13 protein-coding genes and 3 pseudogenes are annotated in these 16,144 nt (G+C 59.4%); all 16 read left to right on the top strand.

The window, feature by feature from the left end; genetic code table 11:
- Window positions 1–56 precede the first annotated feature (56 nt).
- The 16 genes and pseudogenes from NCR34_RS19460 (at window position 57) to dmpG (ending at window position 16,126) form a co-directional block, all read left to right on the top strand.
- Window positions 57–1,679, top strand: a complete 1,623-nt coding sequence (locus tag NCR34_RS19460) for an ATP-dependent acyl-CoA ligase (protein ID WP_248324752.1) — start codon at window positions 57–59, stop codon at window positions 1,677–1,679.
- Between the two features lie 110 nt (window positions 1,680–1,789).
- Window positions 1,790–3,145: an MFS transporter gene (locus tag NCR34_RS19455; RefSeq protein WP_248324750.1), complete on the top strand. Its 1,356-nt coding sequence runs from the start codon at window positions 1,790–1,792 to the stop codon at window positions 3,143–3,145.
- 24 nt (window positions 3,146–3,169) lie between these two features.
- Window positions 3,170–4,336, top strand: coding sequence for a thiolase family protein (locus tag NCR34_RS19450; RefSeq protein ID WP_248324748.1), 1,167 nt, complete (start codon window positions 3,170–3,172; stop codon window positions 4,334–4,336).
- Entirely contained in the window at window positions 4,333–4,638 is a 306-nt protein-coding gene (locus NCR34_RS19445) for a Zn-ribbon domain-containing OB-fold protein (RefSeq protein WP_248324746.1), read from the top strand. The genes NCR34_RS19450 and NCR34_RS19445 overlap by 4 nt, the downstream gene beginning before the upstream one ends.
- A 113-nt stretch (window positions 4,639–4,751) precedes the next feature.
- Window positions 4,752–6,241: pseudogene (locus NCR34_RS19440) on the top strand (2-hydroxymuconic semialdehyde dehydrogenase).
- Window positions 6,238–6,663, top strand: coding sequence for a RidA family protein (locus NCR34_RS19435; protein ID WP_248324745.1), 426 nt, complete (start codon window positions 6,238–6,240; stop codon window positions 6,661–6,663). The pseudogene NCR34_RS19440 and the gene NCR34_RS19435 overlap by 4 nt, the downstream one beginning before the upstream one ends.
- 48 nt (window positions 6,664–6,711) lie before the next feature.
- Window positions 6,712–7,245, top strand: a complete 534-nt coding sequence (locus tag NCR34_RS19430; RefSeq protein ID WP_248324743.1) for a 3-hydroxyanthranilate 3,4-dioxygenase — start codon at window positions 6,712–6,714, stop codon at window positions 7,243–7,245.
- Between the two features lie 25 nt (window positions 7,246–7,270).
- Window positions 7,271–8,305, top strand: coding sequence for an amidohydrolase family protein (locus NCR34_RS19425; protein ID WP_248324741.1), 1,035 nt, complete (start codon window positions 7,271–7,273; stop codon window positions 8,303–8,305).
- The gene (locus tag NCR34_RS19420) at window positions 8,295–9,008 is read left to right on the top strand and encodes an SDR family NAD(P)-dependent oxidoreductase (RefSeq protein WP_248324739.1); all 714 of its coding nucleotides are present in this window, start codon (window positions 8,295–8,297) and stop codon (window positions 9,006–9,008) included. Before NCR34_RS19425 ends, NCR34_RS19420 begins: the two co-directional genes overlap by 11 nt.
- 52 nt (window positions 9,009–9,060) lie before the next feature.
- The gene (locus NCR34_RS19415) at window positions 9,061–10,299 is read left to right on the top strand and encodes a dienelactone hydrolase family protein (RefSeq protein ID WP_250501000.1); all 1,239 of its coding nucleotides are present in this window, start codon (window positions 9,061–9,063) and stop codon (window positions 10,297–10,299) included.
- A gap of 127 nt (window positions 10,300–10,426) precedes the next feature.
- A pseudogene (locus NCR34_RS28365) lies at window positions 10,427–11,529 on the top strand (porin).
- Between the two features lie 113 nt (window positions 11,530–11,642).
- Complete coding sequence (gene trpC, locus NCR34_RS19400; protein ID WP_248324737.1) at window positions 11,643–12,428, top strand: indole-3-glycerol phosphate synthase TrpC; 786 nt, start codon at window positions 11,643–11,645, stop codon at window positions 12,426–12,428.
- A gap of 59 nt (window positions 12,429–12,487) precedes the next feature.
- Entirely contained in the window at window positions 12,488–13,285 is a 798-nt protein-coding gene (gene mhpD, locus NCR34_RS19395) for a 2-keto-4-pentenoate hydratase (RefSeq protein ID WP_284506629.1), read from the top strand.
- Window positions 13,282–14,049 carry a 2-keto-4-pentenoate hydratase gene (locus NCR34_RS19390; protein ID WP_248324735.1) on the top strand — a complete coding sequence of 256 codons (768 nt, stop codon included), beginning with the start codon at window positions 13,282–13,284 and terminating at the stop codon, window positions 14,047–14,049. Before mhpD ends, NCR34_RS19390 begins: the two co-directional genes overlap by 4 nt.
- A gap of 48 nt (window positions 14,050–14,097) precedes the next feature.
- Window positions 14,098–15,060: an acetaldehyde dehydrogenase (acetylating) gene (locus NCR34_RS19385; RefSeq protein WP_248324734.1), complete on the top strand. Its 963-nt coding sequence runs from the start codon at window positions 14,098–14,100 to the stop codon at window positions 15,058–15,060.
- Window positions 15,057–16,126 (top strand): annotated as a pseudogene (gene dmpG / locus NCR34_RS19380) (4-hydroxy-2-oxovalerate aldolase). The gene NCR34_RS19385 and the pseudogene dmpG overlap by 4 nt, the downstream one beginning before the upstream one ends.
- Window positions 16,127–16,144: the final 18 nt, after the last annotated feature.

Below are 16,144 nucleotides of genomic sequence, written 5' to 3'. Positions count from 1 at the left end.
CCGATATGCTATCGGATTCTAGAGTGGGATCCAACATTGAAAGAGGTCCCAAGCTCATGGAATTGACAGAAACAGTCGTCGAACAGCGCGCAGAGCAGCCGAGGCTCTTTTCATCACGCACGTTGCCGGCCTTGCTTGCAGCGCGCGCGGCGCGAAGCGGTAACCAACCTCTCTTTTCTGATGGATCGACGGTATGGAGCGGTGCCGATGCCCTCGAGATCGCATCGCGCCGCGCCGGTTCACTGGCCGCGCATGGCGTGAAGCGGGGCGATCACGTCGCGCTGCTCTGCGGGAACCGGATGGAGTTCATGGAGATGGTCCTAGGCTGCGGATGGCTTGGAGCTGTCGTCGTTCCGATCAACACGGCCTCGCGCGGCCCGCAGCTCGAACATATCCTTCGTAACAGCGGCGCGCGCTTGCTCGTCGCCGAAGCGCATCTCGTCGATGTTGTTCATGCGCTCTCCGCGAACGACCTTCCGCTGCAGCGCATCTGGATCATCGACGAACCTACGGCAGACTCTCATTCCCCTGCGTACGAGACGATTGCGCTTCCACCGGCGGCGGAACCTATCGCAGCGGGCGAAATCGGAGACGGAGATCCGTTTGCGGTGCTTTACACGTCTGGCACCTCGGGTTTATCCAAAGGCGTTATCTGCCCACACGCCCAGTTCTACTGGTGGGGACGTAACACAGGCGGTGGTCTTGGCGTGGTCGCGGGCGACGTGCTGTACACCTGCTTGCCGCTCTTTCATACCAACGCGCTGAACAGCTTCTTTCAGGCGTTGGTGAACGATGCACATCTCATTGTTGGCCGGCGTTTCTCGGCGAGCGGCTTTTTCGACGCGCTGGTGAACACGCAAGCGACCGTTACCTACGTTCTCGGTGCAATGGTGCCGATCTTGTTAGGGCGGCCAGTAACGGCCAACGAGCGACGCCATAAAGTGCGCGTCGCGCTTGCGCCGGGCGTGCCGGGGCATTTCCAGAAAGAGTTCACCGACCGCTGCGGCATCGCATTGATCGACGGATACGGCTCGACGGAAACCAACTCAGTGATGGGCGGCGACGTCAGCGCTCACCGCCCTGGATACATGGGCAAGCTGAATCGGGGCTTCGATGCACGAGTCGTAGATGAACATGACCAACCGGTGGCGGACGGCGAGCCTGGCGAACTGATCCTGCGTGCCGATGAGCCGTTCTCCTTCGCGAGCGGCTACCTGGGCATGGCGGGCGAGACGGTCAAGGCGTGGCGCAATCTATGGTTCCACTCGGGCGACCGTGTGATCAGGGAATCCGATGGCTATTACCGATTCGTTGATCGCCAGAAGGACGCCATTCGCCGGCGCGGCGAAAACATCTCTTCGTACGAAGTCGAACAAGTGTTGTTGAGCCACCCTTCGGTCGAGACCGCTGCGGTCTTCGCCGTCAAGTCGACGCTCGCCGAAGACGAAGTGATGGCCGTAATCGGCCTGCGCGATGGCGAGGCGTTAGAACCGCTCGATCTGGTCCGCTATTGCGAACCGCGACTGCCTTACTTCGCCGTACCCCGTTATCTCGACTTCGAACAAGAACTGCCGAAGACGGAGAACGGCAAGATCCAGAAGTTCAAATTGCGCGAGACCGGCGTCACGGCGACGACATGGGATCTCGAAACTTCCGGATATCGGCTCAAACGTCGATGAAGTGACTGCGGACTGTTCACGGAGGCCTTCGAGAAGCTCCGGAACGGGACGACCTGCGCAACGCATGCCAAGCGAGAAAGCAACATCGAGTACATCCGACGGATGTACACATGGAGACTCTGATGACCAGCACGCGAACGTTTCCTGCAGCAATCACGCCGCCCCAGGAGGCAACCCAGCCTCTGGCCGCCCTCGTCGATGAACGTTCCCTGAGGCGCATCGTATTCGCGTCCGTCGCGGGCAACGCGCTGGAATGGTACGACTTCTTCCTGTACAGCACTGCGGCTGCGCTCGTATTCGGTGATCTGTTCTTCCCGAAAGGAGGCGACCCGCTTATCGGTACGCTTGCGGCATTCGCGGGCTTTGCCGTCGGCTTTGCCGCGCGTCCATTCGGTGGCGCCATCTTTGGCCACATCGGCGATCGCTATGGCCGCAAGAGCGCTCTGGTGTGGACGTTATCGATGATGGGCGGCGCGACGTTTCTGATTGGCTTCTTGCCGACTTACTCGCAAGTCGGACTGTGGGCGCCAGCGTTGCTGATGCTTCTGCGAATCGTGCAAGGCATTGCGGCCGGTGGCGAATGGGGCGGGGCCGTACTGATGATCAGCGAATCGGCACCGCCGGAAAAGCGCGGCTTCTATGCATCGATGAGCCAGATCGGCGTCGGCGGCGGCTTCGTGCTGTCTGCTAGTGTGTTCTTCCTCGTCCAGATGCTGCCCAAAGAAGCGCTCCTGACGTGGGGCTGGCGCATTCCTTTCCTGCTTTCGATCGCCATCTTCGGTGTAGGCGTCTACGTTCGGTCGAGACTGCCCGAAAGCACAGAGTTCGCCAAGGCCGAGGCTGCCGGAAGAAAAGCGCGCATGCCGGTTCTCGACGTGATTCGCAGATTCCCGAAGCGAATCCTGATGGCGATGGGGCTGCGCGTTGCGGAGAACGGCACGTCGTACATTGTCATCGCCTTTTCTCTCGTGTACGGCAAATTCATCGGCGTGCCCAATCAGATCATGCTGGCCGGTGTGATCGTGTCGATGGCTGTGGAACTGGTCACGCTGATCCTGTGGGGCCGGCTGTCAGACCGTATAGGTCGCAAGCCCGTGTACATGATGGGCGCGGTGGGCGTCGTCATCGTTGCGCTTCCGTTTTTCTGGCTTCTCGATACCAAGATTCCGGCACTCATTTGGCTCGCATTCTTGCTGGGCAATGCTGTCTGCCACGGCGCCATGCTCGGCACGCAACCCGCGCTGATGGGCGAACTATTCAGCACGGAGGTCCGTTACTCGGGCATGGCCCTCGGACACGAGGTCTCCGCGGTCTTTGCCGGCGGCTTGTCACCGATGCTGGCGACGGCACTGCTCGCTCACTATCACGCAGCATGGCCGGTTGCCTTGCTCATGGCTGGGCTCGGCATGATCACCGTGATCTCACTGCTCTTCACACACGAGACGGTTGCCCGTCGCGAGCATTGATCGTCAGGCCCAAGGAAATTAAAGATGACACTCGATACACGCGACGAAGCATTGCTGACAGCCGGCGTGGAAGTGCCGTACCGGCGACAGGCGACGTCGGAGTCCACAGGCGACTTGCTGGCCCGCGCGTTCGCCGCCGCCCTCGACGAATCGGGATTCTCGGCAAAGGACGTCGATGGGCTCGGCGTAGCGTCTTTTACGCTGGCTCCCGACCATGCCATCGATCTAGCCTGGCGGCTGGGGCTCAGTCCACGCTGGTGCATGGACGATTGTCACGGTGGAGCAAGCGCCATCAACATGCTGCAACACGCGATACGCGCAATCCAGCATGGCGATGCGAACGTCATTGCGCTCGTGTCCGGCGATCGGTTCGAGCCGGCTGACTTCAAACGCCTGGTCGACCACTACAACGTGACGACGCGCAACTGGTTGCGGCCGCTGGAGTTCGGCGGGCCGAACGGACTGTTCGCGATGCTCACGCAGCGTCACGCGAAGCATTACAACCTCACCCGCCGCGACTACGGAGCGCTTTGCGTGGCGCAACGCGCGTGGGCGGGAATGAACCCGAGCGCAGTCTACAGAACGCCGCTGACAATCGACGAGTATTTAGAAGCACCAATGATCGCCGATCCGTTGGGCCGATTCGATTGCGTACCCGTGGTCAGCGGGGCGAACGCAGTGATCATCGCCCGCGCCGATCTCGTGCGTCGCGCCCGAAACGTTCGTGTGCGCGCGCTGCAATGCCGTTACAACAGCGATCATCAAACAGGGGACGGCACACAGACTGCATTGGCCTCGATCGCCGGCGATTTATGGCGGCAGGCGAGTGTCACGCCGGACGACATCGACATGGTCTCGGCCTACGACGACTACCCCGTAATGGCGATTGCACAACTGGCCGATCTCGGCTTCGCGCCCGACGGCGATCTTCGCGCGATGATCGCGCGCATCGAATCGCGTGATCTGCCAGTGAATACATCGGGTGGTCAGCTGTCCGCGGGACAAGCAGGCGCCGCAGGCGGCATGCATGGTCTCGTGGAGGCGCTGACCCAGTTGCGCGGGCGTGCGGGCGAGAGGCAGGTGCCGAATGCGCGACTAGCGGTCGTGAGTGGCTATGGAATGGTCGAGTATCGCTATGGCATGTGCGCGAATGCCGTGGTGCTCGAAGCGGTCGAGCGAGGTGTGCAATGACACTCAAAGTCTTCCAATGCGAACAGTGCGGTTCAACCGTGTTCCCTGCGCGCTATCTCTGCTTTGAATGCGGTGGCGCCGAGTGGCGCGAGCGAGTGGCCGAACGCGGCAGTGTCGACGAATTGACAACCGTGCGCCGTCGCGTCGGTGCACAAGATGGCGGGGACGTAGTTATTGCGAGCGTGACTACGGATGCAGGTCCGATCGTCATCGCGCGACTCAAGGGCGTCGTGCGCGCTGGCGAGACCGTCAGGCTTGCAATCGACGAACAGAACCGCGTTCTTGCCTTGCCGATCGCCTGACCGACGCGGCAATCGTTCGTGGAACGACGCGGGCAGAGCGTGGTAGGGGTCAGGGTCCATGCAGCTTCGAAGAAGTGCACGGAAAGGCAAATTCAATCGAGCAGGAGAAGGGTGTGACATCTCAATTGGCTTCAACGTCGCGCGACCGGCAACTGTTGCGCCATTACATCAACGGTGAGTTCGTCGCGAACGGCACGACCTTTCCGAACCTGAGTCCGGTCGATGGTCGCAAGCTAGCCGATGTTTGCGAAGCAGACGCCGCGCTGGTCGATAGCGCCGTATGTGCGGCTCACGCGGCTCAGAAGGCTGGCTGGCGGGACACCACGCCTGCCCAACGGGCCGCATGGCTGCATAAGATCGCAGACGGCATCGAAGCCCGCTTCGATGAGTTCGTGGCCGCCGAAGTCGCCGATACCGGTCGACCCGTCGCGCAGGCTCGCACCCTCGACATCGCACGCGGCATTGCCAATTTCCGGACCTTTGCGGATCTTATCCGCACTGCAGGCGGTGAATTCTTCGAGACGCACGCGGCGGACGGCAGTGAGTTGATCAACTATGTAACGCGCAAGCCACTCGGCGTGATCGGCATCATATCGCCGTGGAATCTGCCTCTCTTGTTGTTCACCTGGAAGGTGGCGCCGGCGCTGGCCATGGGCAACTGCGTCGTTGCCAAGCCTTCCGAGGAGACGCCAAGCTCTGCAACGTTGCTCGCCGAGATCATGCACGATGTCGGCTTGCCGCCCGGCGTCTTCAATCTCATTCATGGGCACGGTCAGAACGCGGCTGGCGAATTCCTGACGCGTCATCGCGATATCAGTGCAATTACCTTCACAGGCGAGTCGCGCACCGGCAGCGCGATTTGAAGGCCGTTGCGGACGGCGTGAAGGAAGTGTCGTTCGAACTGGGCGGCAAGAACGCGGCCGTCGTATTCGCGGACGCGGACTTCGATGCGGCGGTCGCGGGTGTTCTCAAATCCAGCTTCACGAATGCGGGCCAGGTTTGCCTCTGTAGCGAGCGGGTGTATGTGGAGCGGCCAATCTTCGAGCGCTTCGTCGCGGCGCTCAAGGAACAGGCGGAAGCACTGCGCGTCGGTGCGCCGGACGATCCTGCTACCACGATGGGACCGCTCATTTCGCGCGGCCATCGCGACAAGGTGCTCTCGTATTTCCGCCTTGCCGTCGAAGAAGGAGCGACTGTCGTGACCGGCGGCGCTGCACCGAGTTTTGGCGACGCGCGGGACGAAGGTGCCTTCGTGATGCCGACTATCTGGACGGGCTTGCCCGATTCCGCGCGATGCGTACGAGAAGAGGTGTTCGGACCCGTCTGCCACATCGCGCCGTTCGATAGCGAAGACGAGGTTGTGAAACGCGTCAATGACAGCGCGTATGGCCTTGCCGCAAGCATCTGGACGACACAGCTTGCGCGTGGACATCGGGTCGCAAAGCAGATCGAGACGGGGATCGTATGGGTCAATGCCTGGTTCGTGCGCGACCTGCGCACGCCGTTCGGCGGCGCCAAGCTGTCGGGGCTCGGACGTGAGGGCGGCCGCCATTCGCTCGACTTTTATTCCGAATTGACGAACGTCTGCGTGAGGATCGCATGAATCAGACCATTGAGGGGCGCGTAGTGCCGGGCAAGGCGACGCCGCGGGGGCGCTTTCCGCACATCACGCGAGCCGGTGACTTCCTGTTCGTATCGGGGACCAGTTCTCGACGTCCGGACAACACGATCGATGGCGCATTCGCTGATGAATTCGGCACTGCCGCGCTCGATATCCGTCGACAGACGCGCGCGGTGATCGAAAACATGCGCGACATACTCAAGAGCGTGGGCGCGGACCTTTCGAACCTCGTCGAAATATCTGCCTTCCTCGTGAACATGAGCGATTTTCGTGGCTACAACGAGGTGTATGCGGAATATTTCGACGAGACAGGTCCAGCCCGAACGACTGTCGCCGTTCACCAGTTGCCGCATCCACATCTGCTTGTCGAGATGAAGGCCGTCGCTTATTTGCCGGTACGTTGAAAAACAAACCGCACGCATGACATATCGATTCCTTTGAGTGAGACAAGCATGCTGAGTTACGGAAAGCCGTTCAATTTCGAACGTTGGATCGACGAGCACGCGCACCTTCTGAAGCCGCCGGTGGGCAACCAGCAGGTATGGCAAGACAGTGACTTTATCGTCACGGTGGTGGGCGGGCCGAACTATCGAACCGATTACCACGACGATCCACTCGAAGAGTTCTTCTATCAGCTGCGCGGCAACGCATACCTCAATTTGTGGATCGACGGCAAACGCGAGCGCGTTGAGCTGAATGAGGGCGATGTGTTCTTGTTACCGCCGCACGTACGCCATTCACCGCAGCGACCGGAGCCGGGTAGCGCGTGCCTTGTGATAGAGCGTCAACGCCCGGAAGGCACACTGGACGGGTTCGAGTGGTATTGCGATGCATGCGGAGAGCGCGTTCATCGCGTCGAGCTGCAACTCAAGAACATTGTCAACGACCTGCCGCCGCTCTTCGACGCTTTTTACGCATCGGAAGACAAGCGTCGCTGTCCACGTTGCGGCGTCGTTCATCCGGGCAAGCAAGGCCGAACCGATTAACCGAACCTGCCGAAAGCGAATCAACATGACAGTTCGAATTGACATGCATTCCCACTTCTTTCCGCGCATTTCGCAAAACGAAGCAAGGGCGCTTGACCCACACCATGCACCATGGCTCAGGATCGGGGCCGACGGGGAAACCGGGATGATCATGACAGGCGAGCGTGACTTTCGACCCGTCTATCGCGCTTTGTGGGACCCCGCCACGCGGATTGCCGAAATGGACAGATGCGGCGTGGACATTCAGCTCATGTGCGCGACACCCGTGATGTTCGGGTATCGATACGACGCGGTAGCGGCGCATGAATGGGCCATGCGAATGAACGATCGCGCGCTGGATTTTTGCTCGCACGCGCCGCAGCGCCTGATGCCGCTGGCTCAAGTGCCGCTGCAGGACGTGGAACTCGCATGCCGCGAAGCTACGCGCGCACACCGTGCCGGTCATCGGGGCGTGCAGATCGGCAATCACCTCGGCCCGCGCGATCTCGACGACGAGCACCTGGTGACGTTCCTCACGCATTGCGCTAACGACGATATACCGGTGCTGGTGCATCCCTGGGACATGATGACGGACGGGCGCATGAAGAAGTGGATGTTGCCCTGGCTCGTCGCCATGCCGGCTGAAACTCAGTTAAGCATAGTGTCGCTGATTCTCTCGGGCGCGTTCGAACGCATCCCCAAAACGCTCAAGCTTTGCTTCGCCCACGGCGGCGGCAGTTTCGCGTTCTTGTTGGGGCGCGTGCAGAACGCGTGGGAGCAACGAGACATCGTTCGAGAGAATTGCCCGAATCCACCAGCTTCGTACGTCGATCGATTCTATGTCGATAGTGCGGTCTTCAGCGATGGCGCACTGCGCTTACTCGTCGAGACGATGGGCGAAGACCGTGTGTTGCTCGGCTCCGACTATCCGTTTCCGCTCGGCGAAAAGAGGGTTGGCGACCTGGTCTCGAATCACCCGCAACTAAGCGACGCAGCGAAGGAGAAGATTCTCGGCGTCAATTCCCAACGTTTTTTCAATCTGGCGCGTCCGTCCGGTTCAGGAGGTTGTGATGCAAATTGAAGGCTGCGTGGCATTCGTGACAGGCGCCGACCGTGGGCTCGGTGCGGGACTGGTCGAAGCGTTGCTGAAGCGAGGCGCGAGCAAGGTCTATGCGGGCGTCAAGGAGATGGGAGGCGTTGCTGATGGCGATCCGCGCGTCGTACCGGTTGAAGTAGACATCACGAACATCGGACAGGTGGCGAGGGCGGCGTCGAACGCCAAAGACACCACGCTACTCATCAACAACGCAGGGCTGAACCGAACCCAGCGGGTATTAGAGGCCGATGACGCAGAAGCGGCACGCGCCGAGATGGAAGTGAATTACTTCGGGACGTTGAACATGATGCGCGCATTTTCGCCCGCGCTCAAATCGGACGGCGGCGCCATCATCAATGTTCTCTCGATACTCGCACGCGTCGCCCTGCCTTCAATGGCGTCGCTAAGTGCATCGAAGGCTGCGGCCCTTCGCATGACGGAGGGCGCGCGAGCCGAACTCGCGCCGCATCGCGTGCGGGTTATTTCTGTCCTTCCCGGACCGATCGACACGGAAATGAGCCGGAACGTCCCGCCCCCGAAAATCCCGGTCGGAGAAGCAGTCGACGCCGTGCTTGCAGCATTGGAAGGCGACGCGGACGAGGTCTACATGGGAACGATGGCACAGGAAATCGCTCGTGGACTGGCCGCGGATCGTCAGGCCCTGCACGCGCGCCTTTTGACGCTCTGAGGACTCTCGGGAGCCGCAATCACGTTGTATTGAGTAACGAACGAGGAAGATCATGAACGGTGAATACATTGGCATTGACGCTGGAAACGGCCAAACCTTCTGTGCATATCTCGCGCGGCCCCGGCAAGGTTCGGGACCTGGCTTGATCCTGTTGCAGGAGATTTTTGGCATCAACGCCTACATGATGGATATGGCGGATCGATTCGCCGAAGAAGGCTACGTCGTGCTGGTGCCTGATCTGTTCTGGCGCATGAAGCCTGGCGTCAATCTCGGCTACACCGGCGAGGACTTCGCCACGGCGCTGCGATATAACAACGAGTTCGATGTCGATCTCGCGATGAGGGACATCTCGTCGACAATCAAGAGCCTCCGTTCGCTCGAGCAACACGTTGGAAAAGTCGGCGCGGTGGGCTATTGTCTAGGCGGCAAACTCGCGATGCTGGCTGCCGCCCGCACCGATCTCGACTGCGCCGTGAGTTACTACGGTGTGGGGCTCGATGCGTATCTGGAAGACGTTTCGTCGATCCGATGCCCGATGGTTTTTCATTTCGCCGGGGAAGACGCACTTTGTCCTGAGGCAACACGCGAGACGATCCAGTCGGCACTCTTTAAGGTACCTGGAGTCGAACAGTACGTGTATCCAGGGTGTGACCACGCTTTTGCGACTCCGCAACGTGAACACTTCGACAAGCCGGCCGCGATGATGGCTTATTCGCGCACTATCGCGCTGTTGCGCAAAGTGCTCGGTCCCATCTATGACCTGAATTCTCTCTGGGAACTGCACTGCTACCACGAGTTCGATTCGCGCGATGTCGATGCGATCTTGCCAACCATGGTGGCCGCGCCGTATGTCAATCACGTGCCGACCATGACGGGCGGAGTAGGCTACAAGGATCTGAAACGGTTCTACAAGTATCACTTCGTTCACGCCAATCCGGCGGACACGCATTTCATTCCAGTCTCGCGCACCATCGGCGCGGACCGCATCGTCGATGAGTTCATTTTCTGCGCCACTCACGATCGCGAGATTGACTGGATGCTTCCCGGGCTAGCGCCGACCGGCAAGTACATCGAGATTCCGATGCTCGCCGTGATCTGCTTCCGAGGCGACAAGCTCTATAACGAGCACATCTACTGGGATCAGGCGTCGGTCCTGGTACAGATTGGCGTTCTCGATCCCACAGGGCTGCCGGTCGCCGGAATTCAGACCGCCAAGAAAATGATCGATGAGACCCTGCCAAGCAACGCGCTCATGAGGAACTGGGAGTCGAGCGCAGGAAAGCCGATCTGAGGGATAAACCAGTGGACCGTACGTAACGGCAATAGCGGAACTGTCACGGCTCAATCCAACAGCAAGAAGTCTTGCTCCAGTGCAGAGCACCAACCCAAAAGGCGTCGTCATGAGGCTAAAGTTAGGTATGCTTGTCGTGTCGTTCTGTGCGTCTGCGACCGCGTTAGCTCAGAGCTCGGTAACCTTGTACGGGATCATCTCGAACGGGCTCGGTTACTTCAGCAACCAGGGCGGGCATAGCAACTGGACGATGATCAGCGGCGCCAACCAGAATAATCGCGTTGGATTCAAGATAGGCGAAGATCTGGGCGGCGGCTTATCCGCGGTTGGAACGCTCGAGAACGGCTTCGATAGTAACAGCGGCAAGCTTGGGCAAGGCGGGCGAATGTTCGGCCGGCAGGCGTTTGTCGGATTGTCGAGTTCGACTTACGGGACGCTCACTGTCGGTCGACAGTACGACATGCTATGGGACTACCTGGACCGTATCGAACCACAGGCGATGGGCCCGGGCCTCGGTGTCAGCGTAGGTAGCAACGACAACATCGAAGGCAATTTTCGGTACAGCAACTCGGTCAAATATGCGAGCCCAGTATGGGGCGGATTTGGGTTCGAGGCGCTATATGCGTTCAGCAACAAGGCGGGCAGTTTCCAGCAGAACCGCGCATTCAGCGCCGGGCTCAATTACGCCCTTACCAGTCAGCGATATTCGCTCGTCTATTTAGAATCGACCACCCCGGAACTGCGAATCCGAGCGGTGCGGTATCGGACGATTATGCTGGTGCGCCCTTTCAACTGTTCCATACCAGTCCTCTCAGCAACTCGGTCGGCGTACGCAAACAGCGCGTAGCCGCCGGTGGGGCAGAGTATAACTTCGAGAAGTTCAGCCTGGGAGGCATCGTCTCTGATGTCCGGTACAACTATCTCGACAACACAAGTCTGCATCTCGACAATCTCAGCGTGGTCGGTCAGTACAGAGTGACGCCGGCCTTCTTTTTGTCCGCTGCATATCTCTATACCCACGGCGCTTACGGGGGCGTATCGTCCAACCCGCACTGGAACCAGGGGCAGGTGAGTGTGGAGTACTTCCTTTCCAAGAGAACGGATGTATTTGCGTTCGCCAACTATATTCGTGCGTCAGGATCGAACGCACCAGCCGTCCTGTTCTTGTCCTCTCCATCGAGTACAAAGGAACAAGTGGCCGTAGTGGCCGGGATTCGTCACAAGTTCTGAAAGGCCGGATGCGGTCTGACGCCGACTTGCCGTTCCACTAACGAGTCGCACGCGTTGGACGTAGCACAAACCAATAACGTGATGTTGGAAGGACGAAGGCTTCGGATATCGGCATGAGCACCATTCTAGAAAGAATTGTTCAACTCAAAACTCAGGAGGTCAGGCTGGCTGGCGAGCGCATGCCGCTTCCCGAACTGCAGAAGATCGCGACGACCGGAGATGTCAGAGATTTCGCCGGTGCGTTGCGCGCGAAGACTAGCGCGGGGCTGCCTGGCGTCATAGCCGAGGTGAAAAAGGCCAGCCCGGCGCAAGGCGTTCTGCGGCCGGACTTCGATCCTGGCAGCATCGCGCGCTCATACGAGCGGGCGGGGGCGGCATGCCTCTCGGTACTGACGGATCGGGAGTTCTTCGGCGGAAGCGCATCCGATCTTCGTGCCGCGCGTTCGGCCACACGCCTTCCCGTGCTTAGGAAGGACTTTATCGTCGACGCGTACCAGGTCTGGGAGGCGCGTGCTATGGGCGCCGATTGCATTCTCCTCATCGCAGCGCTGCTCGATGTTCACGCGATGAAGGAGCTCGAAAGCGTTGCATCCGACCTTGGGGTGGCGGTGATCGTCGAGGTGCACGACGCTGCGGAGTTGGAAACGGCGCTTGCGCTGAAGACGCCTCTCATCGGTGTGAATAACCGCGATCTCACAACGTTCGAGACGTCCGTTGCGACAACCATTGCACTTCGTCACCTGATACCCGAGGACAGAACCGTCATCTCGGAGTCCGGCATTCGATCCCGAGACGATGTGCAGACGCTACGTTCAGTCGGGGTGAACAATTTTCTCGTTGGGGAAGCACTGATTCGAGCCGAGGATCCCGGGGCGGCGCTTGAGAGCATGTTCTTTTAGGTCGTGTCCCCATCGCAGCAATGACGTTCGTTGTCGACTTTGGAGAGATTAGGAAGCTTATGGACACTCAACAGGCTGCGGCCGCGCTGCGCGATGCAGCAATGATAGGTGAGTGTATCGCGCCACTGCGTGAGACCTATGAACAAATGAGCATCGACGATGCTTACGCGATCCAGCGTATCAATACTGATCATCATCTTGCCAACGGTCGCCGCCTCGTAGGGTGCAAGATTGGCTTGACCTCGCTGACTGTGCAGAAGCAACTCGGAGTCGATCAGCCCGACTTTGGCATGTTGTTCGACCACATGGGCTATGGCGACGGAGAACCCATTCCCGCAGTGATTCTCCACCAACCGAAGATCGAGGCGGAGATCGCTTTCGTCATGGGCCGAGATCTCGAAGTGCCGAATCCGGGCCACGTCGACCTTCTGAATGCGATCGAATACGCATTGCCAGCACTCGAAATCGTCGGTAGTCGCATCGCCGACTGGAATATCCGCATTACCGATACGATCGCTGACAACGCATCGTCGGGTGCGTACGTGCTAGGCAGCGCGCCGCGCAAGCTATCGAGTTTCGACTTGCGTCTTTGCGGGATGTCGATGGAACGGCAGGGCGGTCTCGTATCCGTAGGTGCCGGAGCGGCATGCCTGGGAAACCCGCTCAATGCTGTCGTCTGGCTAGCCCGAACGATGACTGCGCGTGGCACGCCCTTGAAGGCGGGCGACCTGGTTCTATCAGGCGCATTAGGGCCTATGGTCGGCGTCAACCCGGGCGACGCCTTCGAGGCACGGATAAACGGTCTCGGTTCCGTGCGCGCACTTTTCGATCACGACGTGAGTAAGGCACATCAATGAGCAATGTTTTGGAATATGCAATGCTGCTCGATGAGGCGGCAGTGAATGCGACAGAAGTTTCGCAGTTCGACCCTGAAGGGCGTCTGTCGCTTGATACGGCGTATGCCATTCAGGCCGCGTCCATCCAACGGCGCATCGAACGAGGCCAGCGGCGCGTAGGTGTGAAGATGGGCTTCACCAGCCGCGCCAAGATGGCTCAGATGGGCTTGTCGGACGTGATCTGGGGGCGTTTGACGGCCGACATGCAAATTGAGGAGGGCACGGCAATCGACTTCTCGCGCTTTGTGCATCCGCGCGTTGAACCGGAGATCGCTTTCATCTTGAAGCGACCGCTTGAAGGCGACGTGACTGGCCCACAAGCGTTGGCCGCAGTCGAAGCTATCGCTCCCGCGCTTGAGATCATCGACTCGCGATACAAGGACTTTAAGTTCTCACTGCCAGAAGTAATAGCGGACAACGCGTCGTCTAGCGGCTTCGTAATCGGTGCCTGGCATGACCCGCACATCGATTTTTCGAACCTTGGTCTAACCCTGAACATCGATGGGCGCGTCGTACAAGTCGGATCAACGGCTGCATTGCTTGGTCATCCGCTCCGTTCACTGGTAGCCGCGGCGCGTGTTTCCGCTCGAGCGGGAGAGCCGCTGCAAGCGGGGTGGATTGTGATGGCCGGCGGCGCGACTCCGGCTGAATGGATCAGGCCCGGACAACATGTTTCGGTCGACATGGAACAACTGGGATGCGCGAGTTTCAACGTCAAAGACTGAAGTAACGCCCTGTGTTGCTTTTGCGACCATTCACATTTGGAGTCACACATGAACGACAAGGTAAAAGTCGCCATTATCGGGCCTGGCAACATCGGAACCGATCTAATGATAAAGGTGATGCGTAATAGCAGACACCTGCAGATGGCTGCTATGGTCGGCGTCGATCCGAGGTCTGAAGGATTGGCTCGTGCGGCACGTATGAATGTAGCGACGACCGCGGAAGGCGTCGACGGTCTCTTGAAACTCGATGTGTTCAAGGAAATCGACATCGTATTCGATGCGACGTCAGCAGGGGCGCACAGACGCCACAATAACATATTGCAGGCTCATGGTATCCAGGTGATCGACCTGACTCCTGCCGCGATCGGCCCGTATGTGATTCCCGCGATCAATCTCGAAGACGAGAACGCGACGAATATGAATATGGTCACATGCGGCGGTCAGGCCACTATTCCTATCGTCGCTGCGGTCTCGCGTGTTGCCAAGGTCCACTATGCGGAGATCGTTGCATCCATCTCCAGCCGATCGGCAGGGCCAGGCACGCGCGCTAATATCGACGAATTCACGGAAACGACACGCGCTGCGATCGAAGCGTTGGGAGGTGCGGCACGCGGTAAAGCCATCATCGTGCTGAATCCGGCAGAGCCGCCGTTGATGATGCGTGACACCGTTTTCGTCTTGTCCGAACAAGCCAATAAGGCAGTCATTGAGGCAAGCATCGCTGAGATGGTGCGAAAGGTACAGATGTACGTTCCAGGATACCGCCTCAAGCAGGCGGTGCAGTTCGACGAAATCCCTCCGGACACGCCGCTCAACGTGCCGGGGCTTGGATTGAAGCACGGTCTCAAGACATCGGTGTTTCTCGAGGTGGAAGGCGCAGCGCACTATTTGCCTTCGTATGCAGGCAATCTCGACATCATGACGTCGGCTGCACTCGCCTGCGGTGACATGATGGCAGAGCGCCGGATCGCCGCTGGCATCGCGCGCGGTTACAAGGAGACGACGCAATGACTTCTGTTAGCAAAACACTCTACATTTCCGACGTTACCCTGCGCGATGGAAGCCACGCAATCCGTCATCAATACAGCATTGCGCACGTCAAATCGATCGCTGCGGCGCTCGACGACGCCGGGGTCGACAGCATCGAGGTTGCCCACGGTGACGGTATCGAAGGATCGAGTTTCAACTATGGATTCGGCGCCCACAGCGACGTCGAGTGGATTGCCGCCGCAGCCGAAAGCGTCAAGACTGCGAAAATCGCCACACTGCTGATCCCAGGCATCGGCACCACTCACGATCTGCGCCATGCCTTCGACGCAGGTGCGCGCGTGGTACGCGTCGCGACGCATTGCACCGAAGCCGATGTATCGCGCCAGCACCTCGAGTTTGCTCGCGAACTTGGAATGGACGCGGTCGGCTTCCTCATGATGAGCCATATGACGACGCCCGAGAAGCTCGCCGAACAGGCCAAGCTGATGGAAAGTTTCGGCGCGACGTGCGTGTACGTCGTCGATTCTGGGGGTGCGCTAGGCATGAACGATGTCAGAGATCGGTTTCGCGCATTCAAGGATGTGCTCAACGCCAGTACGCAAACTGGGATGCATGCGCATCACAATCTAAGTCTCGGCGTAGCGAATTCGCTGGTTGCCGTGGAAGAGGGGTGTGATCGCATCGATGCGAGTCTGGCCGGATGGGCGCCGGCGCGGGCAACGCCCCACTAGAAGTTTTTGTTGCAGCGGCCGAGCGACAGGGTTGGAATCATGGCTGCGATCTATACCGGCTCATGGACGCTGCCGATGATCTCGTCCGACCGCTGCAGGATCGGCCGGTACGTGTGGATCGCGAAACGCTTGCGCTCGGCTATGCCGGCGTCTATTCCAGCTTCTTGCGTCATGCCGAACTCGCGGCCGACAAGTACGGCCTGAAGACCGTCGACATTCTCGTCGAATTGGGCAGACGCAAAATGGTGGGCGGTCAAGAAGACATGATTGTCGATGTCGCACTGGATCTGCTCAAGAGTAAGCGATCCACGAACGACGCCGCTCAGAGTAAGGTGGTAGAGCGCCGTGATACGTGATAGCGAAGTGGGTCAGCG

The sequence above is a fragment of the Caballeronia sp. GAWG1-5s-s genome (genome assembly GCF_023631445.1).
GTDB lineage: Bacteria > Pseudomonadota > Gammaproteobacteria > Burkholderiales > Burkholderiaceae > Caballeronia.
Note: the sequence above shows the minus strand (reverse complement) of the source record. Positions and strands in the feature narration are given on the sequence as shown.